Source organism: Pandoraea sp. NPDC087047 (genome assembly GCF_044745225.1).
Taxonomy (GTDB): Bacteria; Pseudomonadota; Gammaproteobacteria; order Burkholderiales; family Burkholderiaceae; genus Pandoraea.
Genome location: NZ_JBIUZU010000007.1, coordinates 156,319 through 181,871, shown reverse-complemented (window position 1 = coordinate 181,871; position 25,553 = coordinate 156,319). Strand labels below are relative to the sequence as shown.

Here is a 25,553-nt window from a genome sequence, read left to right as displayed (position 1 = left end):
ATGAAGGAGCACTTAGCGCGATCCCCCCACCTGCCAGCCACTGCCCGTCACGGAGAACATTGCACCGGGTTGCATTGCGCCGTCCTGATCGTTCGGGCTGTACGTATAGATCGCTCCGGCAGGTTTCGTCAGATCGATCCAGAGCACCGGCATGAACCGGCCGGTGGTCGCCATGTAGTCCTGCTGGATATATTGAGCGCCGGGCCTCGCGCTGGCTGTGGGGTAGAACAGCCCTTCGATCGGGAGCTGCTCGGGAATGTTCGGCGGCCACGCAGCGATAATGATTTCGTTATGCCCTGCCGTGATGGTTTTTCGAAGATCGATCAGCACGCCGAACTGTGCTGGCGTCGGCGCCAACGCACATGCCGAAAACGAATAGCCGGTGCCATATGTCGCCATCCACTGCGCGGCGGTGGTAATCCCACGTGCGTCGCACAATCGAGCATCGGCACCGAGATTGCAACTGTCGCTGCGCACATTAGTGCCGCCATCGGTCGGAAACGAGCACCGCCACGTCAACGGATAGGCCGCGGGCGCCTGTAGCTCTCTCATGACGAGACCTGGCGTGGTAAAGACTGTCGTTCTCATATTCATGTCTTCACGCGCATACGAAAACGACACGCCGTTGCGCGCTATGGAAAGGTCGGTGTTGTTCCAGGACTTGAAGCCGGTGCCGAATCCCGTGTTGCGGATCAACACGCCCGAGCAGTAGTAGCCGGGCGTGCCGCCCGGACAGGTCAGACGTGTATCGGCATGACGTGCCTCCAGGTCGCGCGCCACGACATACCCCCAGGGAAGCTGGTCGCGCTCGTCGAAACCGAACACCGTCGCGGTCCCCGCGCCCAACGCGGCTTTGAGAACCGGCACCCATGTGCCTGTCGCGTCGAAATACTGCTTCTGATCGCGCAACGCTTCGGCCAGTTGCCCGCCGTGAGCGATGTCGTAATAGATCGCCTGCACAGCCAGCGCTGCCGGGGCGACCTGACTCCACAGCCCCACACCCACGGCATCGGGATCGTTGGCGCACTCGGGAAGGTTCTGCCCCAGCGGCGCGCGGCCGCAAGTCAGCGCGTACGGCTGCCCAGTCCCTGTTGCCGTAGGGCGATCGGCCAGCACAAATCCGACCGAATTTGCCGCATCGACCGGCGGCAGGTCGATGCGCGCATAGCTCAGCGTGGCATACCCCTGTGCGGTTTCGTCCGGGCTCACACGCCAGAACGCAGCGCCCGCACTGCCGGGCGGCAAGGTGCGCAGCAATACCCCGGAACACTCGAACGCGGGGCTGGCGATAAAGCACTTCTGCGGTGTTGCCCGGTACCGCTGGTTGACGAGATAGGCCACGTCGCTGCCTGGAAGCTGGAGCGCTTGTGCCGATACCGTGCCGTGCGCGGCCATCGCCGGCGGCCCGCCCGCCCCCATGGTTACGTCGCGCTCGTTGCCAAGCGGCGCACAGCCGACCAGCCACGCCGTTATCAGGCAAAGCGCGCCAATACGCCATTGGCTTGTCATGATGGATCTCCCGGCAACGCGACATCCCCCTTAGCCGCCGCTGCCGGACAGCATGAGGGCGCGAGGGGCGGCAGGGTGTCACGCACTTTCCGCCCCCGTCAGCAGCGAATCACGGGGCGATACCCACGACCTGCATGAAGTCCGCTTCGTTTCTGCCGCTGGCGTTGCCCTGCTCCGAACTCCCATTCAGGTCATAGCTATAGGCCGTTCCCGCGCCAATGGTCGTTCCGGTCCAGAACGGATAGCTGAGCCATTCCATATAGGCCGCCACGGGCCCCGTGCTCGGGTAGTAGGTCCGCCAGAACGCTTTCATTTCGTCGAGCGTCACCACCCGTAGTCCTGCCGCATCACATGCCGCCTGCGCCCCCGAGAAACTGGCCGACGGGCTGACGAAGAACAGTTGCAGAACGCCCGTGACCGTTATCGGGTAGCTGAGCGCGTCACCAGTGCTATCGGTGGCCGTAATCGTCGCGCTGCCGTTGCCCCTGGCAGTCACCTGTCCGGTGGTGTTGTCGACGCTCGCCACGCTTTCGTCGCTCGACGCGTAGGTGTATGGCGCTGTGCCGAATTTCGCCTCGCGCAGGTAGGTGCCGAACTCCGGCACCTCCAGCGGCGGCTTTTCCGCAAGAATATAGTTCTTGCCCGTGGCATCGAGCGTGGCAGCCGCTTCGAACGCCTCGCCGATATACAGCGTCATGGGGACCGACGGCTTGGGCGCGTCAGTGCCCCGCACGACCGTGTAAGAGAGTGTCGCCGTCTTGTCGATGTTCTGATCGACGTGAGCACGCGGCACTTCGAACACATAGTCCTGCTGTGGATTGGCTGGCGCCACCTCGGTTTCATCGAAGGTCGGGGGGGCGCCAGTCGCGTTGACCCAACGGAAGCGAATGGTGTCGCCTTCGGCAATTCCCGGATAAGGCTTGACCACGACCTCAACGAAGGGGCCGGTCACGGCTTCGGGATCCAGTGCATTGCCCTGCGCCCCCGTCACCTCAACGACAGGCAACTCGCCCAGCGGTTCCAGTACACGAACTGGCAAAGCGATCGACTCGCGGGGGTCGCCACCACCGCCGCCGAACACCCTCGTGGACACGAGGATCGCGCGACCGGAGAGCTTTTGCAATTCCGCTTTCGGGATCACGAACGGGACCGGCTGCCCGACGGGACTGTCCTGCGGAATTCTCTTGTAGGTATCCCAGAGAAAGCTGCCGTCCTGGCCCGTGATTTCGATATAGACGGTGTCGCCGTTGCCCATCCCTTCATACTGCTCGACCGTAGCGGGTGCGCCGGTCGAAGGCACCGTGGCCAGATTCAACACCCCGCCGCTTACGCCCTCGATCTCCGGCGGCGGGACGGCGCCCGGCTCGACGGTCTGTTCGCCGATCGCCACGCTCGTGACGATCGAGTCGCCTTTACTCGCGCCACTTGACGACTTGACCGAGTAGCTGACGTTTACGGTCGTACCTTCATTCGGTTTGATGTAGGGGCTTCTGACAGTGAATTCGATCGGAATCGTCAAAAACGGTTGCGACACCTTGAATTCATCCTCGAATGGTGCATTCACCGCCTGCCAGTGCATCGTCACATCGTCGTTGAGCGCCTTGCCGTCATAGTTCGGCACGCTCACTTTGACTTGCAACAAATCGGGATTCAACACGCCGCCAACGGCCCCTATGACAGTCGGTGCTTCCAGATCGGCGGCACTTGTCCCCAACGACATTGCCGAAGATTGCGCGCCTGGGCCGCCCCGTCCGATGTATCGTATGCGCACGGCAACGGGGTCGGTCACCTCACCCTCAGGGGCGTCGACGTAGCATGTGATCTTGCGCGCGGCAGCGCCTGTGTCCAGACGAAATTGCCCGTCCACCATCTGCGCCTGGCGCGACACCACAAGATTGCCGGTATCGACGCGCGCATTGCGCTCACCGTCAGGCAATGGGATCAGCGCGAATATCTCATCTTCACCCGCCTCTGACGGCGCGCCGCTTACGGCGATTTCGTCCTTGTCCATGCTCATCTCCACCGATCGATAAAAGCGGCCGACACCTCAGGTATCAGGCGTGCCACCTTTGATGTATCCTACCGCTCAAAATTGGCAAGGCCGTGGCACTGTTGCCGCCCGCGGTCGCATTGCCCCAGGTCACGACATTGCCCGCTTGCGTGATGGCGGCGAATGCCTGCGCGTTTCCATAGATCGCCGTGACGTCGGTGAGCAACGCGGCCGTGTCGTCATCGATCGTTCCCCCAAGCAGGGGGTCGCCCCACGCCAGGACCTGCCCGCCACGACTCAGGGCGGCGAAAGCCCCCGACGTGCTGGCAAGGCTTACCGTGTCGTTGCGGGCGGCCACCAGATCCGACACCGTGCCCCCTCCCGCCGCGTCGCCCCATCCGATCACGCTGCCGTTGCGGCGCCGCGCGGCGAAGGCCCTCAACGTCGCACAAACGTCGTCGATGTCGTCGAACATGGCCACCACTTCGTCGAACGTGCCGCCGTAGGCCGCATCGCCCCAGCTAAGCACCTGCGACCCCGTGGTGCGCACCGTGAATGCGGCCGCCGACGCAGCGGAAATTTCCGCGATGTCGCTGCGTGCCGCCACCGTATCGGGTACGGTCGCACCGTTCGCCTCGACGCCCCAGGCAACGACCGATCCATTGGCACGCAATGCACAGAAAGCCCGCGACGTCGCCCTCACGTCAACGATGTCGGTGAGGTCCGCGATCTCGGGCGGCACGCTCGCGCCGTCGTTCGTACTCGCTCCCCACGCCACGACCTGTCCGTTTCTTCGAATCGCCGCGAAGGCACCCACGGTCGCGCAAATCGCACGAATATCCGTCAATGCCGCAATGGCCGGCGGCACCGTTCCGCCAGCCGCCTCTGCCCCCCATGCCACCACCTTACCGTTGGCCCGAAGCACGGCAAATGCCGTGTTGCTGGCAACGATGCGTACCGCGTCGGTCACGACAAAACCGGCAGGCAACACACCGCCACCGTCCGCGCCGCCCCACACCGCGATACGCCCGTTGCTGCGCCGCAGTGCGAACGCATTTCCCGACGCGCTGATTTCCACCACGTCGTCATAAGTCATCAGCGTAGGCGGCACCGCACCGCCCGTGGCGGCAGCGCCCCATGCGGCCACTTTGTGGTCATCGAGCAACGCCGCGAATGCCCCCACTGTGCCGGTCGTCACGGCCGTGCCAGCGATGTTGCCGGGGCGCAAGGTGAGACTGTCGGACAACGACGACACGACAAGCTCGACCCACGGGCGGGTGTCGACAAACGTGTTCGCGACCACCTGCTTCGTCTCGTCGGCGTAGCGCCATTGGACGCGCAGCGCCTTGCCCGTAGCAGCGTCGTTGGCGTAGAGATGTCTGGCGAACGAGAAGCCCCGGAAGTTGTTGTCCGAGGCGCGTGAGCCACGCACCGACACCGTGCCGGTACCCGGCACGTTCAGCACCGTCAGCGTGATCGCAGGTGACTGTGCCGTCCCATGGTTGTCGGCGAACCTGACGGCATACCGAATCTCGACCTGCCTGCCGACGTTCGCATCGAGCAACGTGCTCGGGAGCAGGATCGACAGGTCGCCACCAGCCTCGCCCGGTGTCACGAGGTGCTCGATCTTCGTGCTGCCGGCACCTTTCGCACCACGACATGAGAGCACCACGACATCGCCGTTGCGCAAACGGGCCGAGGCCCCGATAAGTACATGCACGCCATCCGGCAGACTTCCCGGCTCCACCTCGCCGTTTTGCGCTTCGGGCACCACCGGCGCCGGCAGGCTCGCGTAGACCAGTTGCACCGTCCTCACGCCGCTTTTGCCGATACTGGCGCCGGCACGCATCACTTCATATGTCACCTCGGCGCGCCCGCCAAATCCTGGCGATACGACATCCCACGGCACGGATAGGGACAACACCTTTCCCAGGTCGGCCCCGCTAACGACATATTCGGACGTCCAACTGTTCGTCGTGCCGGCCTGCGCTTTCGCCGTCGACGTGCCCGGCGTGCCGAGTTGCGTCCACCGCAGCAGGACAACGTCCGCCTGGCGCATACCGGGATATGGGGCGATGGAAACCTCGACGCCATCCGCGAGATCCACATCGCGCGGATCGAGCATGCCGTCCGGTGCTTTGTCCAGCGTGGGTGGCGCGAATGTCAGCACGGCGCTGCCGACATGGAGCAGGAGGGGATTGGAGGCAACCGTTGTCCCTCCGTCGCCTTCGACCGTGTATTGAAGCGTGACCGTCTTGTCGACAAACGCCTGAATCTTGTCGTACGGAATACGCAGCGGATACGGCTGCGTGAGAAATTTCCGTGAGACGTCGTATTGCCAGCGCATGCCGGCGGGTGGACCGCCGGCCCACTCCACCGTCACCCGATCGCCCTCGCGAATGCCTGCATACGGGGGGATCAGCACACTGGCGCCCCGATCCCGATCGACCAGCGCCGGATTCAACTGATCGCCAATCGCATCATTCAAGACGGGGCGAGCCAGCCGCTCGGGGTCGTCGGCATCGCCGATACGCAGACGAAGCACATCGGAGCGGGTGCGATTGCCTGCGCGCTCTACCTCGTAGCGAACACTCGCCACCTCGTCGATACCCGAGGAAACGACCGAGGCCGGCACCAGAAACGTGACATCGCGTACGTGCTGCAAGCGCATCTGATCGGTGTACGCACCGGTGCGTCCGGGCACCTCCCAGAACAAGTACACAACGTCGCCGACCTGCATGCCGCTATACACAGGAATACGTACGTGCACATCGAATTGCGCCAGCTCGGCGCTCAGATGACCGTCCACGGCCTCATCGACCGAAGGCGCCGCAAGGCCAGGCGCGTGCCCGATGACGAGACTCAGCACGGCAGATTGCTGCATCGCACCGCCTCCCGCCGGGTAGACAACGTAGTCGACCTCGACGGTTCTGCCCAGCGCCGCCGACACGATATTTTTGGGTACCCCGATAGGCAGGGGCTGATTTTTCCAGAACTCCGAGACTGGAAACATCTCGGTATGTTCGCCGGGCTGTCCGACATCGAATCGAAGCATCACGGCATCGTTCTTCTCCATGCCGTCATATACGGGCACTACGAACTCGACATCCGCCGTACCGACAAAATCGGGGTCCAGCACACCGCCGCTGGCCACCGGGCATTGAGGTGCGGCCAACGGCGATGCCGCCGCGCTCCCCGCACCGACCACTGGGTTCTGATCACTCATGCGATCTCTCCTGCGCGGGAGCGCTGCAAGCAGCTCTCCCGCATCCTCCTGCCGATTGAAGACGCTACGTCATGCGCCCTACGCCAGCACCGGAGTCTGGGTCTGGGTCTGCGCCTTCGCGCTGCGCGACTTGACGAGCAGCGCGCCCGCACGGCCCTGGGGTGTCGCCAGTCCCACCGCCGAGCCGCGGGTTTCGTAGTTCAGGAAATCATTGAGGACCGATTGCTGAGCCGCCGTCGGAGTACCGCCGCCGGCAGCAACACCCCAGGTGATGACCTCCCCGTCGTGACGCAGGGCAACGAAGGCCTGACTGTTCGCATAGATCGCGCGAATGTTCGTCAACCGGCCGGCGACCGCCGTAGAATTGCCGCCCATCGACGCGTCGCCCCAGGTTCTTACCGAACCGTCACGCAACAAACCGGCGAATGCAGCCCCGGTTCCCACGACCTGGACGAAATCCAGCAGCGCGAAATTGTCCCATCCCGTACCCCCACGCGCCGCATCTCCCCACGCAACGATGCGACCGTTTTCGCGGCGCGCACAGAACGCGCCCCACGTCGACACGACCTCGACAAAGTCCTCGTAGACCTTGATGCTCTCCGGTATCACGCCGCCGTGCGTGTTCGGGCCCCAGGCATAGACCTTCTTGTCCTTGCCCAGCACGACAAAGGCACGCGCCGACGCCGCGGCAATCTCGGCAACATCTCTCGTCGCGATATCACCAAGCTCGGCCCCGTTGCCATAACCCGCAAGGCCCCATGCAATCACTCTTCCGTTAGGGCGCAGTGCACAGAAAGCGGCATAGTTTCCGCGAACGTCAGTGAAAATCTCCTGCGCATTTGCTGGTGGAAAGAGTCCGCCATTGGCCTGCGTGCCCCATGCGATCAAGGTACCGTTGCTGCGTTTTGCGCAGAATGCAGTCCCCGCAGAATAGATGTCGGTGATCGTGCTCTCTGCCGCGGCTTCGGCCGAGAGCGTTCCCCCATAGGTATTCGGTGGCCATGCAAACAGCGTTCCGTCGCCGCGCACCGCCGCGAATGCAAAGGAGTTCCCCGCCACGCGCGTGACGTTCGTCGGCAACGGCGAGACCTGACCACCCTGCGTCGCGTTCCCCCAGACGATCACCGAGCCATTGTTTCTGCGCGCACAAATTGCGCCCTGCGTCGTACTCAACTCGACGATCCCCTCCATGCCGATAAGGTTGGGATCGATGGCCCCGCCGTGGCTCGCCAGCCCCCAGGAATAGGGGCCGGTGCTGGAAAGCAAGGCACCGAACGCCGCAGCCGCCGTGGCGCCCGCCGCATCGCCGCCTGTGCCCGCAACGTTCGCAGGGTAGATCGACGTCGCTCCCCCCGCGGTGCGCACATGCAGCATCTTCCACGGCTTGTCGTCTCGGAACCTTATGCCGGCCACCGAGCTGAGTTCGCCGTCATAGCGCCATTCCGCCATGATGTCGGCCCGATTGGTGGCGCTGAGCGCACGCAGATAGCGCGGCGCACTGGAGTTACGGTAGGTCGTAGCGTTAAAGCGCGCGCCCACCACCAGGAGATCGCCCTGCCCCAACTCGCGCCCGATCTCATACGTGCTATCGGGCGAGTCTTCCGTGCCGGAGCCGTCAGCGCGCACGATCTTGTAATTCAGCACCACGATCGAGCCGTTGCTGGCCTCCACGATGTCCTTCGGCACAAGAACCTCTATCCCATTGTGCACGTCGGCCGCTTCGATTCGCTTCGGGTAGTCATGCCCGTCGTCACCGCTCCAGTGAATGGTGACAACGTCACCGAGCTCAAACATGGCCGATGGCCCGATTGACACCGTTGCGCCTTCAGGGGGAACCGCGTCGGGGTCCAGATTGCCGCCGTTAGCTTCCATGACGATCGCTGCCGGCAACGGCGAGAGCTGAATCAGGAACGGCGCGGCCGTGCCGACACCAACCTCCACTCCCGTAAGATTCAACAGGCGATACGACACGGTGACAGTGCCTTCGATACCGGCGACGATATTCGCGTAAGGCACGGTGAACTCAATGTCGTTCGTGCCCGCCCCCACTTTCTTGGTCTGCGTGTAATCGCCCCCATCGATCGAGCAGTTCCATGTCAGTTCGACGTCGAAGTTCTGTTTCATGTCCGTGGAGTACGGCACGACGACTTGCGCACCGCCGTGCACCTTGCGCGGGTCCAGCTCTCCGTTCTCAAGCGCCGGCACCCTCGGTGGCGGCAACGTCAACGTGTCGTGCAACACCTCGATGTCCAGCGCGGCCGAGGTCTCCTCAATCGCACCGGTCAGCACACGATAAGTTACCTTCACAGTCTGGCCGTCGAAGCGAACGACATCCGCCAGCGGAACGTCTTCCTCGATCACTTCGTTGACAGTCCCCGTGGTCACGGGAATCGGACTCGATGTCCAGCCGCCGGCGCTCGCCCCACCTGCCCAGTCGATGTAGACGACCTGATTGGCTACCTTGCCGTCATATATCGGCACCCTCACCATCGCACCGGTTGGCGGCAGATTCGTCGCATTCAACTTGCCGCCTTGCGCCTGAGGCATTTCAGGCTGCACCAGCGAGGGCAAATCTACGCCGACGCGCAGTTTAAGCACCTCCGAGTGGAACACCGACGTGCCCCGTGTCACCGAATAGCTCACCGGCACGGTCGAGCCGAGCCATTCGTGCACGCGTGCGTATGGCACGACGAACGGCACTTCCATCGGTGCGATAGGAAGCGTGAAGTCGTCCTCATGGACCTTCGGGGGTTCGCCCCATGTCAGATCGATCTTGTCGTCGCGCTTCATGTCGCCATACGACAGGACAATGGCATGAACACCGCTCGGGTAGGCGTCCGGGGCCAGATAATCGTCATCGGCCTCCCTGACCTTAGGTTTCGGCCAGCGCACCTGCGAACGCACGTTGAGCACGAGATCGCGTGACGGGACTTCGCCCGTTGCCGTCGTGACGACATAGTTGACCGTGACGGTCGCGCCGTCGAAGAAATCAACTTTCGCCTTGGGCACCTGCATGTCGATCGCGTCGCCAACAGTGCCGCCGGTGATCAAGAACCTCTCGGTTTGCTCGCCACCACCGGAACCACGCCCGAAATAGACGTCGACGATGCTGTTCAGCGGCAACGGGTTGGCCGGGTCCCATGCGATGTGCACAGTGGCAAACGGATCGGCATCGTCCGGGTTCAGTTCACCGGCGACGGCCTCCAGCACGTCCGGCGCGGCATATCGAACCGCGGGCAGCGGCGAGACCCGGAATGTTTTCTTCAGCGAGGGTATCGGCGTGCCGCCTGAGTGCGTCACGGTGTAATACGCTTCCACCGTATCGCCGCCGTTGGCGTTCACGGTGATCACCGCCATCGACACGGATTCGGGGTATTCCTTAATGTCGCCGACGATAAAACCGCCATTTTCACTGCCCGCGAGGCTCGCGCCGGTCCAGTACCATTTCACGTCGTCGCCGCTCGCCATGTCTGGATATTCCGGAATCGTCAGCGTGCCGCCTTCGGGCGGCAGCAATGCGGGGTCCAGCACACCGCCCGACTCACCGAAGATCGTCGGCGGCGGCAACTCCACCAGCAGCAACACGTCAAGTTCGAGTGGTGCGGATTCGCGCCGGCCTGTCGCAATTTCGACTTCATAAGTCACCGATAAGTGGCCGCCCGCAAATAAATTGACCCACTGGAACGGGACGAGGAAAGTCACATCGTCTTCCAGATCGTCAGGGCCAAGTGTCACCGGGGGAGCCAAATATTCGAGCGAGGAGCCATCGGCCGTCGTGCCTCGCCAGTGCAAATACACCGTATTGCCTTCCGCCATGGTCGTCCAGGGGGCAATGACGACGTTCGCGCCGTCAGGAACGTTGGCCGGATCGAGCTCCGAGCCCACGGCTTCCGTCACAGTCGGCGGCGGCAACGGCACCGCAGTGCCGACCAACTCGAAATTCGCACGATAGGAGCGGCCTTTATCCCCACCGCCATCGCTGACTCGGTAATACAGCGAGCCATTGCCCGGTACTGCCTGAGCCAGGATGTCGTTCGGCAAATTGAATCGCAGGAGATTCCCGCTCAGCGTGTCCTCCAGCGAAAGCGTGACGGCCCAACCGTCAAAGGATCTGCCCTCGAAGATCAGCTCGACCGTATCGCCCGTGGCCATGTCGCCGTTCTTCAACACCATAACGATGCTTGCTGCGCCTTTGAGCGCATCGAAGTCGAGCTGACCGTCGACGACATCGATCGGCTCAGGGGCCTCGTACACCGTATCGCCCGCGTCGACGGCAATATATGCCGCGGGGGCGAACGTGGACCAATTGTTCACCCTGTCCCGTATCTCGTAAGTCACGGCCAACCGGTCGGTGTCGCCCCCCGTGTCAACGTCATCGGCGTCGATCAGTACGTCGACCGGGCCGACCGCAGTCACCACGATCGGCCCGATTTCGACGGATCCCCAATGCACCCACAGCCGGTCTCCGACGGCCATGTTGTCCCACTGCGGGATGGTGACAGTCAGGCCACCGGGCGGAACCGATTCGATCGGTCCCGGCGGCAAAATCGCCTCCTTGAGCCGTTCGTTGATCCACGGTGTCGTCGCATCGGTATCGGTGCCGCCCGGCGGCAATGTCTTGAGTTCTACAGACGCGACACCCGAGGGTGCGGGAACATTTTCCGGGGCGGAGAGATAGTCGTACCAGACACTTTGCATGCCGTCGGGAAACCTCGCCACGTGTCTGACCGGCACGCGCATCACATACATCAGTTGTTTCGGGTCAATGCGCAGCGTATCGACGATCGTGTTCGGATCTTCCCAATAAAGATTGAGCGTGTCGCCAACGAAGAACTCCGGCGCGTCGGTGATCTCCACGTCGATAAAGCCGGCAAGATCCTTGAGGTCGTTGACGCCAATGCCCCCGTTGTCTCGCGCTTTCGGCACGATGGGAGCCTCCAGCGCAAGTGGCTTCGCTTCCGAAGTGTCTTCTCCATCCTGCGACGCGGATGCAGAAAAAACCGCGCTTTCACGATCATTCATGATGTACCTCCTGGTTCCGAAACCCGCACGGTCTGATGTGACGTCATGTCGCTCGCGTGAAGAGCGATCCGTACTGACACGATGACTCCGTCATGTGCGATATCTCGCCACCATCGATCTCGCCCAACAACTGTCAAGGTTGACAGGCGACGAAGATCGCAAGCATTGCCGCGGCTTGCCGGACGCCTGTCAACCTTGACAGTTTCCGAACGACAGTCAGCGAGGGAGACTGTCCGGACGGCGCTCCCGCCGCATGGAGGTTCATCATGACCGTAAAGAATGAGGTGCCAACGACGGCCAAAACGAACGCACCAGTGACATTGCAACCGCCGCCGCGTGCCGCTACCGTCGATCCGGCGGCAGTCGCCACGATACCCCCCGATTTTCCGAATACGCCCCCTTACAACTACCCGTTGATTCGCGCCGACCGGGCTGGCGACGACCTGGATCTATTCTGCGACATTACCGTGGGCTTAATGATAGGTGACGTCTACCGATACTTGCTGGACGGCGTCGCCAGGCCTGACCTGGTAGAGCTGACTTCCGCCGACCTCGTGGCCGGGAAAGTCACCGTTCCGGTCGACGGCGCAGACATCTCGGAAAGCGGCGTGTACACGTACCAATATCAGTACAGAAGCGCGTTCGAAACCCACTGGAGCGAGCCCTCGGATCCCACGGTGTTTGTGATCGATGTCGACCCCCCGGGCAGGCCGTTTCTCGGCCGGTTACATATCGATCCCGATGTGGAGAAAAACGGACTCACTGCGGATAAACTCGACTCACTCGGCGGATATCTGCCAGCATTGGTCCCCAGCTATCAGGGGCGAACACAAGGAGACATTGTCATTGGATATCTCAAGAACACCGATGGTACGGGCACCGCGGAAACCGCCCCGGTCCAAATTGCTTTCAACGCAGCGGATGACCCACTCGAGATCCATTTCCTGAAGGAAGCGTTCGAGGCAGTGGGCGATGGCATCGTCGAATTGAAGTACAAAGTGATCGACCTTGCCGGAAATGAGTCGCCCGAGTCGGGGCCCCTCTTCCTCGATGTCTTTGTCTCGGGGTAAGCACCTCACGACGACCGTCGTAGACGACGGCGAGAACCGACGTCACAGTGGTGCCCATCATTTTTGATTTGATGGGCATCACGGTGACAGGCTCGGAAGCCAAACCGGGTAGCCACAAGGGACGCCCGAATTATGATCGTGAGTTTCGACGCCGGCATGCGGCCGCGGCGTGTGAGCCTGGTGGGTCGGTCGCTAAGCTGGCGCGGGACAATGGCATCAATGCAAACATGCTGTTCACCTGGCGGCGTCGCTATCGCGAGCAATGGCAAGCCGAAACGACATCCCTGATTCCAGGGGCGGTAGTTCATGAGACGCCGCCGCAGCGCGTGGCGATGCCCCCGAATGGACGCGACGTCGGCACAATCCGACTGCGCGAGCCGGGACGATCGAGATTCGGTTGGGTGGCGCGGTAGTCAAGGTCAACGGCGCCATTGACGCCGGGGGATGTCGTGACAGTAAACGACGTGTGCCCGTTGGTTCCCCCCTCTTGATCGCCATTGAATGTAGACGACTTTTAATGCTCCGACCCTGGCGGCGAAAATCGCAAGCATTGACGCGGCCTGTCACGTGCCTGTCAACCTTGACAGTTTCTGAGCGACACATAACGACGGAGACTACCGAAACGGCACTCCCGCCGCATGGAGGTTCATCATGACCGTCAAGAATCAAGCCCGTCGGAGAGACGTGCCGAAGACCGCAAAAACAAGCGCACCCGCGGAGTTGCGATCGGTGCCTAGCGTGGCATCTGCCACGACGTCGTCCGAGGCGTCTCCCCTCGCGATGCGCGCCGCCACCGTCGACCCGACGGTAGTCGCCACGATCCCCGACGATTTTCCGAATACGCCCCCTTACAACTACCCGTTGATTCGCGCCGACCGGGCTGGCGACGACCTGAATCTACTCTGCGACATTGCCCTGGGCTTATTCGTAGATGACGTCTACCAATACTTGCTGGACGGCGTCGCCGGGCCTGACCTGGTAGAGCTGACTAACGCCGACCTGCTGGCCGGGAAAGTCACCGTTCCGGTCGACGGCGCAGACATCTCGGAAAGCGGCGTGTACAGGTACCAGTATCAGTACAGAAGCGCGTTCGAAGTCGATTGGAGCGAGCCCTCGGATCCCACAGTGTTTGTGATCGATGTCGACCCACCGGGCGAATCGTTTCTCGGCCGGTTACGTATCGATCGCGATGTGGAGGACAACGGGTTAACTCCGGACAAGCTCGACGCTCTCGGCGGCATTCTGCCGGCATTGGTCCCAAGCTATTCGGACCGAGCTAGCGGAGACGTCGTCATCGGATACCTGACGAACGCCACCACTGGGCTTTCAGAGGAGACCGACCCCGTGCAAATCGCCTTCGGTGAAACGGGTGCGGCACTCGAGGTCGATTTCCCGGAAGACGCATTCAAGGCAGTTGGCGATGGCGTCGTCGAATTGACGTACATAGTGACCGACCTTGCCGGAAATGAATCGGAAGAGTCAGACCCGGTCTTCGTCGACGTCTTTATCTCCGGCGTGGTCGACGACTTCGATCCCCCCATCGTCCCGCTGTTCGACGACGACGGCCTCATCAACGAGGAGGATGCACGCACGCCGCTGACGGTGGAGATCCCATATCACGATAAGATCGCCGTCGGGGACACCATTCTCGTGATGTGGGGAGATACCCCGTTGTTACCCCCAAGAGTCATCAGCGGCCCCATAGACCCCAGTGAGCCAGTCATTCTCGAAGTCGACGTGCCCTATTCGGTCGTGCTGAGCGAATGGGTGGCGGCAGGACCCAATGCCGACGGCGAAGCATCGACCGATGTCACCTATATTGTCATGCGCGCCAGCAACGAAGTCGGCAGACCCCAAACCCCTGCCACCGTTCTCGTCAACCTCAACCAGGCTGGCGGCGCCGATCCCGATCCGGACACCCCGGAAAACGAGGCACTCGGTATACCCGTGGTGCACCACAGCCAGTGGACAACAGGCGGCCAGGAGAATTACATCCCCGACGCGTCGATCGAAGAGGACCACACATTCATCGTCCCCTGGTTTGAGCGCGACGACACTGGCGCGATCACCACTAAGGACGCCTTCATCGCAGGCGACGTCATTAATGCGCGTTACGACGACCAGGCGCTGACGCCCTACACGGTCCTCCCTGCGGATGTCACAGCCAAGGCAGACCTCGAACTGCCTTTGCCGTGGGCAACCGTCGAAGGGAAGGGAAGCGGCCAGTTCGAGATTCAATATACCGTCACCCGTACGCCGCCCGTTGGCGGCAACATCAGCATCTCGCCGCTGGCCATGGTCACGGCCGTAGACACTGGCGACCTGCCGGGCGGCGGCAAACCCCTTCCGCTGGCCCACTTCGAAAACAACAACGTCATCTGGAGCCGCGTCGGCGCTGCCGGCTTCGAGCCCGTCATTATCCCGGCGTATGACGTCATGAAACCGCACGATATCGTTCGCATTCACGTGACGGTGGACTTCTGGGATCGGGCGAACGACACGCTTCTGGGTCCTGTTGACGAGGGCGAATGGGGTGGCGATCTGGATGTCAACCCGCATCCGGTTTACGAGTATCAATTGTCCGTGTTGCCAACCCAGGTGGGCAGTCCTCTGAAGTTCTTCTGGCCTAGCCAGAACATCTGGTATGTGCACCCGTACGGGAAGGCCCGCATTCAGTATTACGTCACGCGGGACGACGGCAGCGACAGGGTGAACTCGTTGCCCGGGGTGGATCAGGTCGTCGACACCACGAACCGTCCCGACACGGTGCCGACGCCCCCTCCCTTTGCCGCAAGCGCGAATGCGACTGCGACTGCGCAAACCCGCCCCAAAGTCTCTGCCAAACAGTCGCAGCGTCAGGCAGAACTCAATGCCTTCGTCAACAAGCACAAGACGACATATGCCGAACGGCGTGCTCGAATCGCGAGGAACAAGGTGCGTGAGCCGGTCTATGTGCCGTATCCGGTGCGTGAGGGCGGTCCAGCCACTCTGGCTGAAAAACTTGCCCAGATCGCGCGGCGCCCCCTGCCGCCGGAGTTTCAGCGAAAAGAGTAATATCTTGTGACATCGCAGGGACAGTCGCTCTCCGGGCTTCTAATTCGCGACTCTCCCTGCATTCGAATTCATCCCCACTCCGCCAAGACGCTCCGCGTCTTGGCGCTCTTTATGGTCAAGTACCTTATCGGTGACATCGCCGGTTTCGATACCGACACCTTCTCGCTGGTCTCGCGACACGACGCGACGCAAGTCGTCGCGCTCGGCGCCACGGCAGGCCGTTGCCTGCTGGTTCTGCTCGAAGCCAACGGCGAGATCGTGACCAAGCGGACGTTGCTCGCACAAGGTTGGGAACAATATGGCGCGGTGGTCTCGGACAACAATCTGAGCCAGTCCATCGTGCGCATTCGCCGCGCATTGCAGCAATTGGAGGTCGACCCGGCCGCGCTCGTGACCGTGCCACGCATCGGCTATCGACTGACCGGCGTGACACGGGTCACGCCTTTCGTCGACGCTCTCACCGGCATGCCGTCACGCGATACGGTTCCCTCGGACGGCGAAAAACAGAAGGAAAATTCCCAAGATTCACTCCCTTCGAATGATCATTCCTTACCCGCGTTTCACGCCGCTATCGATAGCGGCGACGGCGTTGCAACGCCCTCCCGAAATTTGCCGGATGAGGTTTGCGCCGCCCCTGCATCGGGACAGCCGGCCCAGGCAGAGCGTGAAGTCGCGGCGCGGGCGCCCGTGGTTGTCGAACATCGCAAGGGATATCGAATCGGTGTGGCCTGCACAGTGTGGTTAGGCGTGGCGGCGGTGAGCACCGCGCTGGCTGCGTGGGCCGTTCCCGCCTTGCGCGGCGATCTGAGAACCAATGCGCCGCAAGCGCAATGGCAAGCCGTCGACGCCGGCCCGGCGCATCGGATATTCGTCTCCACATCGTTTCACGCCGACGGCGACTTTGTGCGCGGACGCTTGTCTCGTCTTTCGCAGACCCCGCCCGTCTCCATTGCCGATGCGGCCGAGCGCTATGTCTACATCAATGGTGCGACCAGTCCGGAAGTCTTCAGCTACTTCCTGTGTCGCGGCCCCATTCTTGGCCCCACGCCCGACTGCCTGTCGTACGTGTTCATCGCACCTGTCGCATCATGAGCCTGATCTCATCCCCCGCCTCGCCCAAGGTTGGCAAACGGCTGGCGCCTCACTATCTCTGGCTCGGCGTGGCGGCCGCTGCGCTCGCCCCGTGGGCACTCACATGGTGGTTTGTGCCGAATCATCGGGTGGACTGGGAATGCCTCTCGAACCTCGAGTTCGACACCCAAACTCCCGATGGCAAGCTCGTGCAGGCGTACGGCACCATGACGTCGCGCTTCAACAAGGACGGCAGCGGGACTTCACGCTTCCTGGGCCGGCTACGCCTGGGCGAGACACTCAGCGTTGTGCACCGCGTGAACGAGTTCAATTACGTCTGGCTCAACAGCCTGATCCGTGTGAATACCGTGACAGCAAGCCGCATCGCGAGCGACGATGCCAACGACGCGCTTGTTTATCGCTACGTCAATCACGGCTTCGAGCCCGGCCACACCGACTATTTCCAGGCGATGCGCGTGGGCAACGCGGTCGCCGTCGGATTCAATGGCCTGCCGCGCGCTTACTGTGCCCCTGTGCCGGCCACCGCGTCGTCGAAGTAACGGTCGCGACGAAAATCCGGACATCGAGCAGGACGAAAAAACGCCTGGCAACGATATCGTTGCCAGGCGCCAATCTGCGAAATGCTTTGTCGTTACCGAAGCCGCAGCCGCAGCTTCGATCGGGCATCAGAACCGGATATCAGAAGCGATATCGCACGCCCACATTCACGCCCCACGGCTTGTCGAGGCGCTTGCCCATTGAAGTCGTGACGTCGACGTAGGCCTGCAGATTTTTCTCCATCTGCGCGGCCAGACCGGCACCGACTTCCACACGCGTGCCCGAAAGGTCCTGCGCAAGCTCGATCCCGTTGACCTGCATTGCATTGCTGCGCAGGAACTCGTGGGACACCGCAATCTTGCCGTACGGCTGGAACGTGCCCATCGACGTCTCGAAGGTCTTACCGAAGTTCACACCCAGCGTGCCGACCAGCGAACGCGTACCCGCCGATTTCACCTGCATGCCATTGTCCAGCGAGAAGTCGGAGCCGCTCGCCCACATACCGGCGATTTGTCCGTAAGGCGAGACAAACCAGTCGTCTGCCAGCACGAACGTGCGTCCCACCTCGGCCGAACCGCCCATGCCGTGGCTGACGAAATTGCCCTTGCTGTGCACACCGTTGCTCATGCGCACATCGAGATCCGAGGCAAAGCGGTTGTACTTCAACACGCCGTCGACGTAGTAACCGTTGTTGCCCAGCCAAGTGGCATAGGCGCCCGCCGTGTGGCTCTCGATCGAGCCGCGCGAACCATTGTCGAAATTGAGTCGGCTCGTGCTGGTCCCGGCCATGCCACCGATCAGCCAATGGCCATGAGCGTTCGCACCGGCAACGGCGTCGGCACCTGCGAGCACGCCCCATTGATCCAGACCATAATCGCCACCCATCGCCGGGCGTGCGTTGAACCGGTTGCCGAACGTGCGCGCCCAGGCGCCGCCGTTTTTGGCTTCGCTCAGACGCACTTCACCCAGACGCGCGCGCAACACGCTTTGTTCGCCAAGCCATGCGACAGGCAACGCGCTATGAATCCCGAGCACGGCACCGGTGCTCGGCGACAGCTCGCCCGTACGCTCCAGATACCACGACTGCCCGCCGCCGCCGTCTTCCGACGAGTTCAGCACATACGAATACACACCGGCGTCGACCTTGTCGCCGATCAGCGAGAATTGCGCGTCTCCGCTCGTCTGATCGACCAGCACCTGACGCTCCACGCCGCCTTCCTTGCCGCTGTTCGTGACAGCGAGCTGATGCGCGCCCGAGCCATTGGTCAGGTTGAGCTTGTCCGATTCGCCGGCGGCAAGATCCGCCTGCATGGCAAAGGTGCCGTTGCCGGAGAGGTTCTCGACGTTCAGCGTATGCCAAACACCTTGCGCGGCAGTGCCATGAATGTCGATGAGACCACCGTCCATGGTGACGGTCGACACATCGTTGTCACCCGTCAGCGCCCACTTGCCGTTCGAATTGACCGCAAGCGAATTGACGTTGACGAGCGACCCCGTAATCGACGCATTGTTCTGCAACGTGAGGTCGAGCTTACCGGTGCCATCGGCGGTGACATCGCCCGTCAACTGGGAATTGTCGACGACGATAGTCGAATCGATGCCGCCGATCGACTCGATGATCTTGCCGTTCGAGCCCGTGATCGAAGTACCGTTCTCGATGAGCAGGTTCGCCGTGCGCCCACCGGTCAGGCCAGGTTGCTCCTGAATGAGAATGCCCGCGCCGTCGAGACCGACGATGCTGGTGCCGTTGAGTACCGTGTTGGAGGTGCTGCCGCCTGCCCCCGAAGCCAGCCACACGCCATTGGCGCCCGTGATCGAGCCGCCATTGGCAATGACCGTCGAGTCGAAGTTCACAACGCCGACGTTATAGCCACCAATGGTGCCACTGGTCGCCGTCACAACACTGTTGTTCAGAACCAGCGTGCCCTCACGGCTCACGCGTGCGCCAAACCCCGCACCGCTGATCGTGCTGTCGTTGACCGTCGCCTGGGGAATGCCCGTCTGGCTCGGACCACCCGTACCCAACGAGAGGCCCACGCCGTTCTCGCTCGTCACGGTCGAATTGTTGATGACGGCAGACGTATTCTGCAGTTCAATCGCCGAAACGTTTGCGCCGGTAGCGTGTACGGTTGCACCGTTCGTGAGCAACGAACCGTTCGTCGTCACGATGATATTGCCAAGCGTGGCGCCGGGGTTCGCCGTCAGCGTGCCGCCGTTTCTTACGGTCCAACGTTCGCCAGGCGTGCCCGGCGCGTCAATGACGACGTCGTCGTTGTCGACATCGCCTGCATAGACAGGAGTGACGAGGCATGCGAGCAACGCCGCAACCCCTTGAGCAATACTATGCCGGGCGAACCCTGTGGTCGCGCGGGAAAACATGGTGATACGCATTGAATCGATCTCGAAAAAATATTATCGACGCGCAGCGTATGACGCCATCCCCGCAAATCAACGACCCTTGCACAATAAAACACCAATATTCACTGAAATTCACGCAGATTCATTCAAATTCATTGCAAAAAACAGGGAATTATCAAAAAGTGTAGCGCACCCCCACCTGAAAGCCCCACGGCTGGTTCACGTGGTGACCAACGCTCGACTCGACCTCCGAATACACCTGAAGGTTGCGCATCATTTGTCCCGTGACCCCGGCGCCGAACTCGAAACGTGTGCCCGACAGGTCATTGTCGAAGCCGATGCCGTTGATCTGGATCGGGTTACTCTTGACGAATTCCTGCACCAGCGCGAGCTTCAGGTAGGGCTGAATCGCCCCGCCGCCAGGCAACGAGACTGTCTTGCCAAACGCGGCCCCCACCCGGGCCTGCACCGAACCGGTGCGCGATGTCGATGAATTCATCCCGTTGGTCAGCGTAAAGTCGTCACCTCCGACACGCAATAACGCCAGATTCACATACGGTTCGATAAACCACGCATCGCCAAAGGTGAAGTGCCGACCGAATTCGAGCGTCATCCCCACACTGTTCTCGCCAAAGCTGCCATTCGCGCCGGAGCCGTCGCTCATCAGCACGTTGGTGGTGTTGGAGAAGTGATTGAATCGCACCACGCCGTCAAGGTAGTAGCCATTGTTGCCGAGCCACGTGGTGTAGAGGCCGCCCGTGTAGCTGTCCACGCCGCCCGTCGAGCCACCGTCGAAGGAGAGCGTGCTATGGCTCGTACCGAGCAATACCCCGACCAGCCACGTACCGCCCCATGCCTTGCCCACAACGGCATCGGCGCCGCCCATCACGCCATATTGCGTCTGACGGTAGTCCACACCGGCCGTTGGCGTCGCATGGAATTGTTTGCCGAACGTACGCACCCAGGCACCGGAATTCGACTGGTCCTGCAACCGGAGATCGCCCATGCGCGTTCGCAGAACCGATTGCTCGCCGTACCACACCGTGGGGGCAACCCCCGAAATACCGATGACGGCCTGCGTGCTGGGCGACAGGTCGGCGTCGTCGGTCGAATCGGTGGCCAATATCCAGTTGTTGCCGTCTTGACGCAGATCGTAGCTGTAGACCCCGGCGTCGACCTTACCGCCGACGACAGAGAATGCCGCCCCGCCGCCGCCCGTGGTCACCACCGTCAGCGGTGCGGTCGTGCTCGGTTGTCCGCCGGTGTTCTGGACATGCAACTGATAGGTCCCGGTCGCCGCCCCCGTCACCGCCAGAAGATCGCCGGATTGTGCGGCGATGTTCGTACTCATGGCGAACGTGCCGTTGCCGGAGAGCGTGCCGAGCGTGAGCGTGTGGTAAGTGTTCGTGCCCGCTGCGGTGCCGGAAATGTCGATGGTGCCGCCATTCATCGTCACGGTCGGTACGCTGTTGTTACCGGTCAGCGACCATTTCGCGTTCGAGTTCACGGCCAATGAATTGAGATTGACCAGCGCACCGGTGAGCGCCGCATCGTTCTGCAACGTCAAATTGACGGTCGCGGTGCCATCGCCGGTGACATTGCCCGTGAGTTGCGAGTTGTCCACGGTAATCGCCGAGGTGATCGGGCCGACCGCCTTGATCACATTGCCGTCCGACCCGGTGATCGACGTACCGTTTTCGATGAGAACCGTCGCCGTGCGATTGCCTGTCTGGCTAGGCTGCGGTTGTATGAGAATGCCTGAGCCGGCGGTGCCGGTGATCGTCGCGCCATTGAGCGTCGTGGTGGAAGTCGAGCCCCCCACGCCTGTGGCAATCCATAGACCGTTTTTGCCGGTCGTCGTGCCGCCATTGATATTCAGGGTCGAATCGAAGTTGACCGCCCCGGCATTGAACCCCCCCGTCGATCCGCTGCCTGAGGTGACCGTGCTGTTCGTGAGCGTCAGAGTGCCGTCGATGCTGACCTGAGCCCCGAACGCGTTACCGGAAATCGTGCTGTTGGTCACTGTCGCACTGGGTGGCGTCGTGAGACCTCCCGACGCGCCGAGTGCCAAACCGGCACCGCCGGTGCTGGTCAAAGTGGAATTGTCGATGGTCGCGCTCGAATTGAGCACCTGGACTGCCGGATTGAGTGTCGTCGACTGAACCGTCGCGCCGGTAAGACTCAACGTGCTGCTGGTCTCCAGCGTAATGGTATTGGTTGCTGCCCCTGGCTCAACGGTGAGGGACCCGCCATTGGTCACCACCCATGGCTCAGTCGGGTCGCCCGGTGCGGTGACTGTCGCAGACGTGCCATCGACGGTGGCGGCATGGGCGTGCGCGGAGAGGCAGGCAATACCGATTCCGATGGCCTGAGCTATCGGATGCCGCGCTGGCGTCAGGAACTTTGACGTTTTCATACGGTTTCTCCCGCAAGTGGGGACGACACGTCTAGCGTCGGCAGTTGTGTCCTGTCCGTCAGATGAAGCCCGCGTCAAATACTTGTGCAGCCAACCGATCGAATGCCGGCGTTTTTTCTTTGAATATTCGTTCAGCCCCTATAACAATCAATGACTTGCAGGGCACATTAGATTGAAATTTAGGAGCAAGTCGCCCCCACTGCACCTGTCAACATTGACAGGTGCGGTCCGGGACATTTCGTGCGAATGTGTCGGGTGGTGCCGGTGGACACGAACTTGGCCGGACTTTGCGGCATTTTGCCGGCGCGGCCGTCTGGCGATGCGGCGAGTCAGGTGCCGGTAGCCCGGCTTTCGGCGAGTGCCGCGACAACGGTATCGGCGAGCTCGACGGGATCGGCCTCGCTCACGTCACTCTGTGTGTGCAGCGGGGTGGAGCGGCAAAGCGGGGTAAGGCGCAGGTACGGTGGCTCTGCTTGCGCGAAAAGTGTCACGCTCGGCGTTCGCGTCGTGTGAGCCACGTGCATCAGCCCCCCGTCCGCGCCGATAAACAGGGCCGCGTTCGCAATCACTCGCTTCGCATCGCGCAGCGTGAGGCTGCCGACAAACGAAGCAAGACGCAGATTCACGAACTTGGCATCCATCAACGCATTTGCCGCTTCGACACCGTTGCCGGAACCCAACAACACGATGCCGCGGGGCATGCCCGGCTGGTATGCGATGTCGTAAGCCTGCAGAAACGCTCGCCAATGCGCATACGTGCGGCGCGGTTCGACACCCCCCATCGCCAGTGTGAGAAATGGCCCCTCGGGCAGTTGCCGTGCGATCGCTTCAGGCAAATCCGCCTCATGACGGAGGTACGGTTTTGCGCTCGCGAACAGGTGGTCGGACGCCAGATTCAGCGAAAACACGTCATTCACAGCCGCGAAACTGAACTGCGTCTGGTTGCGATCCGGGCCGTGGAAATAGCGGAACAGGCAAGCGAAGGGCAGCGTCGGGAAAAACTTGCGCTTCAGACGCAACGTCGGATAGTTGAATTCCTGAAGCACGACCACGTCGTAATCCGCTGGATTCACCTGCGCGGGATCGCCGTAGACGTGACGGAAAATGTCGTCTCCCTCGAATACCGCTTTCAGGCCCGGTGCGATCAGCAGATCGACGGGACCGGCGCGATCGCGAAGCAGCGCGCGCCCGGACATATCCATCACGGCGTCGCCTACCGACGCCTTCCCGCCGTAGATCCACAACACGCGCGCGCCCGGCGCCACATGACGCACTTCGTGGCGCATCTGCCCGCTCATGGCGAGACGCACGCGCCGGTGCAGATACTTTTTGGCGACGGTGAGCGCAGACGTGCGCTGCATGAAGACGTCGGGCTCGTGATACACCCAGGCGTAGGGAATGCGGGTGCTGGGTTCGGTCAGAGCGCCCAGTCGGCGGGCAATGAAGCGCTGCAATGGCATGGTCGGTTCGGAAGCGGGCCGGCCGCATCGCTGGCCCGCATTCCGGTCGGATATGCGAGCGCGTCAGGCGGCTATGGAAGTTCGGGAGTATGCCACGGCTGCCCGAGCGCGACGCAGCGACTGCCGCACAAGCCGCGCTCCACCCTGCGCTCTGCGCTTCAGACGCCCTCCAGCCCCGCGCCGTTCACACCACCTGGAAATGGTGCGTACCGTCGCGATGCAGTTGGTCGACGAGACCGAACTCCCAATCGAGATAGGCCTGCATCGCCTCGGCCGCGTTGTCGGTGCCCTCGTAGGGGCGACGATAGCGATCGTCGCGCGGGCTCGCGAGCCGCGTTTCCCCCGACGTCAGCGGCAAACCGGCATGGATCCACGCTTGCGTGCCGCCTTCGAGCACCACGATCTCCGCATCCGTCAAACGTCGCAAGTCGGCTGCCGCAAAGCGCGCGAGCAGGCTCGAGCCGCAGGTGAGCACGTAACGCTGTGCGGGACCGATCGTGCGCAGCGCCTGCGCCAGACGCGCCCGAATCACGAACCACGCGCCCGGAATATGCCGTTTGACGTAATTGACGCCCGACGTGAAGTCGAGCACGGCGATCTGTCCCGACGTCGCGTCATCGAGCCAGCGCGCGAGCACCGCAGGCGTGACAGTGGCAACTTCGGGAGCGCTTGGCGTGTGAACCGGCCAGCCGCCCTGCGCGCTGCGGGCGTCGGCCCCGTGCGGCTCGACGACGTACACCGTCCAGCCCATTTGCGCGAGCCATGAGCCGGTCATGTCGGCACGCACGCCGTCGTCGTCGGCGAGCACGATCCACGCGCCGCGCACCGGCGCCTGATGATCCGTTTCCTGCACGAGCTGTCCGCCCGGCGCACTCGCAAAATTCGGCAAATGCCCAGCGGCGTATTCCTCCGGCGTACGCACGTCGAAACGATAGACGGTACGCCCGGGCGCATTGAGCGATGGCACATCGTCCACGGCAATACGGTGCACCCCGGCGCGATCCGCCACAGCGCGCGCCCCTTCGCGCGCGACAGCCAGCGTCGCCTCGCGCACGGTCGCCGGGTGACGGCGATCCGCGCCGCGCTCGAGCGACTGACCGGCCAGCGTCCAGCCGATGGTGCCGTTGCGCAACGCCGCGACCGGATTGGGCAAACCGGCATTGACGAGCGATTGCGTGCCGATGATGCTGCGCGTGCGTCCCGCGCAGTTGACGATCACGCGCGTGGCCGGGTCCGGCGCGAGTTCGCGCACGCGCAGCACCAGTTCGGCGCCGGGCACGCTCGTCGAGCCGGGAATGTTCATGGTCTGGTATTCGTCGAAACGGCGGGCGTCGACGACGACCACGTCGGCGTCGGCATCGAGCAGCGCCTGCACTTCCTGCGCCGAGAGCGACGGCGTGTGACGCAGCCCCTCGACCCATTCGCCAAACGCCTTGCTCGGCACATTCACATCGCGAAAGACTTCGCCGCCCGCCGCGATCCAGCCGTCGAGACCGCCCGCGAGCAGATTGACGTCCGTGTAGCCGAGCTTGCGCAGCACCGCAGCGGCGCGCGGCGCGAGATCCTCTGCGTCGTGAACGCCATAGACGACGATGCGCGTGTCGCGACGCGGAATGCGCGCCCACGCGTCGATTTCCACGCGCGAGAGCGGCAGATTTGCCGCCCACAGCGGGTGCGTCTGCGCGAACGGATCTTCTTCGCGAACGTCCAGCAACGCGATCTCCTCACGCGCGAGCAGCGCGGCGCGCACCTCGGCGTAAGTCAGTTCGGGGAAAGGAAAGTCAGCCGTCTGCAACGGCACGTCGGTCGATTGAACGGA

13 protein-coding genes are annotated in these 25,553 nt (G+C 62.5%); 5 read left to right on the top strand and 8 right to left on the bottom strand.

Translation table 11 applies throughout. The features are described from left to right. Positions 1-12: 12 nt before the first annotated feature. The 4 genes from ACIPHM_RS15140 to ACIPHM_RS15125 all read right to left on the bottom strand — a co-directional run bounded on the left by ACIPHM_RS15140 (position 13) and on the right by ACIPHM_RS15125 (position 11,747). Entirely contained in the window at positions 13-1,509 is a 1,497-nt protein-coding gene (locus ACIPHM_RS15140) for a hypothetical protein (RefSeq protein ID WP_400329492.1), read from the bottom strand. A 109-nt stretch (positions 1,510-1,618) separates the two neighbouring features. Beyond that, a complete protein-coding gene (locus ACIPHM_RS15135; protein ID WP_400329489.1) occupies positions 1,619-3,520 on the bottom strand; it encodes an Ig-like domain-containing protein in 1,902 nt (633 codons plus the stop codon). Positions 3,521-3,563: 43 nt separating this feature from the next. Further along, positions 3,564-6,725, bottom strand: coding sequence for an RCC1 domain-containing protein (locus tag ACIPHM_RS15130; RefSeq protein WP_400329486.1), 3,162 nt, complete (start codon positions 6,723-6,725; stop codon positions 3,564-3,566). Between the two features lie 78 nt (positions 6,726-6,803). Further along, entirely contained in the window at positions 6,804-11,747 is a 4,944-nt protein-coding gene (locus tag ACIPHM_RS15125; protein WP_400329483.1) for an RCC1 domain-containing protein, read from the bottom strand. A 266-nt stretch (positions 11,748-12,013) separates the two neighbouring features. Between ACIPHM_RS15125 and ACIPHM_RS15120 the strand changes: the two genes are divergently transcribed. The 5 genes from ACIPHM_RS15120 to ACIPHM_RS15100 all read left to right on the top strand — a co-directional run bounded on the left by ACIPHM_RS15120 (position 12,014) and on the right by ACIPHM_RS15100 (position 17,502). Then, a complete protein-coding gene (locus ACIPHM_RS15120) occupies positions 12,014-12,817 on the top strand; it encodes a hypothetical protein (RefSeq protein ID WP_400329481.1) in 804 nt (267 codons plus the stop codon). Between the two features lie 71 nt (positions 12,818-12,888). Beyond that, on the top strand, positions 12,889-13,230 hold the full coding sequence (locus ACIPHM_RS15115; RefSeq protein ID WP_400330015.1) for a transposase: 342 nt from the start codon (positions 12,889-12,891) through the stop codon (positions 13,228-13,230). 238 nt (positions 13,231-13,468) lie between these two features. Further along, positions 13,469-15,871: a hypothetical protein gene (locus ACIPHM_RS15110; protein WP_400329478.1), complete on the top strand. Its 2,403-nt coding sequence runs from the start codon at positions 13,469-13,471 to the stop codon at positions 15,869-15,871. Positions 15,872-15,982: 111 nt separating this feature from the next. Next, on the top strand, positions 15,983-16,963 hold the full coding sequence (locus tag ACIPHM_RS15105; protein WP_400329475.1) for a transcriptional regulator: 981 nt from the start codon (positions 15,983-15,985) through the stop codon (positions 16,961-16,963). Then, complete coding sequence (locus tag ACIPHM_RS15100; RefSeq protein WP_400329473.1) at positions 16,960-17,502, top strand: hypothetical protein; 543 nt, start codon at positions 16,960-16,962, stop codon at positions 17,500-17,502. The genes ACIPHM_RS15105 and ACIPHM_RS15100 overlap by 4 nt, the downstream gene beginning before the upstream one ends. Before the next feature lie 139 nt (positions 17,503-17,641). Here the strand turns inward: ACIPHM_RS15100 and ACIPHM_RS15095 are convergent, their stop codons facing one another. The 4 genes from ACIPHM_RS15095 to ACIPHM_RS15080 all read right to left on the bottom strand — a co-directional run bounded on the left by ACIPHM_RS15095 (position 17,642) and on the right by ACIPHM_RS15080 (position 25,535). Then, positions 17,642-19,891: an autotransporter outer membrane beta-barrel domain-containing protein gene (locus tag ACIPHM_RS15095; protein WP_400329470.1), complete on the bottom strand. Its 2,250-nt coding sequence runs from the start codon at positions 19,889-19,891 to the stop codon at positions 17,642-17,644. A 142-nt stretch (positions 19,892-20,033) separates the two neighbouring features. Beyond that, complete coding sequence (locus tag ACIPHM_RS15090; RefSeq protein ID WP_400329467.1) at positions 20,034-22,274, bottom strand: autotransporter outer membrane beta-barrel domain-containing protein; 2,241 nt, start codon at positions 22,272-22,274, stop codon at positions 20,034-20,036. Positions 22,275-22,603: 329 nt separating this feature from the next. Then, positions 22,604-23,734, bottom strand: a complete 1,131-nt coding sequence (locus tag ACIPHM_RS15085; RefSeq protein WP_400329465.1) for a glycosyltransferase family 9 protein — start codon at positions 23,732-23,734, stop codon at positions 22,604-22,606. A 184-nt stretch (positions 23,735-23,918) separates the two neighbouring features. Beyond that, entirely contained in the window at positions 23,919-25,535 is a 1,617-nt protein-coding gene (locus ACIPHM_RS15080) for a rhodanese-related sulfurtransferase (protein ID WP_400330012.1), read from the bottom strand. Positions 25,536-25,553: the final 18 nt, after the last annotated feature.

Excerpts from the sequence above, each read along its gene's own strand:
- ACIPHM_RS15115 (WP_400330015.1), top strand. The coding sequence starts at position 12,889 with ATGGGCATCACGGTGACAGGCTCGGAAGCCAAACCGGGTAGCCACAAG.
- ACIPHM_RS15135 (WP_400329489.1), bottom strand. The coding sequence starts at position 3,520 with ATGGACAAGGACGAAATCGCCGTAAGCGGCGCGCCGTCAGAGGCGGGT.
- ACIPHM_RS15090 (WP_400329467.1), bottom strand. The coding sequence starts at position 22,274 with ATGAAAACGTCAAAGTTCCTGACGCCAGCGCGGCATCCGATAGCTCAG.
- ACIPHM_RS15120 (WP_400329481.1), top strand. The coding sequence starts at position 12,014 with ATGACCGTAAAGAATGAGGTGCCAACGACGGCCAAAACGAACGCACCA.
- ACIPHM_RS15100 (WP_400329473.1), top strand. The coding sequence starts at position 16,960 with ATGAGCCTGATCTCATCCCCCGCCTCGCCCAAGGTTGGCAAACGGCTG.
- ACIPHM_RS15125 (WP_400329483.1), bottom strand. The coding sequence starts at position 11,747 with ATGAATGATCGTGAAAGCGCGGTTTTTTCTGCATCCGCGTCGCAGGAT.
- ACIPHM_RS15095 (WP_400329470.1), bottom strand. The coding sequence starts at position 19,891 with ATGCGTATCACCATGTTTTCCCGCGCGACCACAGGGTTCGCCCGGCAT.
- ACIPHM_RS15130 (WP_400329486.1), bottom strand. The coding sequence starts at position 6,725 with ATGAGTGATCAGAACCCAGTGGTCGGTGCGGGGAGCGCGGCGGCATCG.
- ACIPHM_RS15110 (WP_400329478.1), top strand. The coding sequence starts at position 13,469 with ATGACCGTCAAGAATCAAGCCCGTCGGAGAGACGTGCCGAAGACCGCA.
- ACIPHM_RS15105 (WP_400329475.1), top strand. The coding sequence starts at position 15,983 with ATGGTCAAGTACCTTATCGGTGACATCGCCGGTTTCGATACCGACACC.
- ACIPHM_RS15140 (WP_400329492.1), bottom strand. The coding sequence starts at position 1,509 with ATGACAAGCCAATGGCGTATTGGCGCGCTTTGCCTGATAACGGCGTGG.
- ACIPHM_RS15085 (WP_400329465.1), bottom strand. The coding sequence starts at position 23,734 with ATGCCATTGCAGCGCTTCATTGCCCGCCGACTGGGCGCTCTGACCGAA.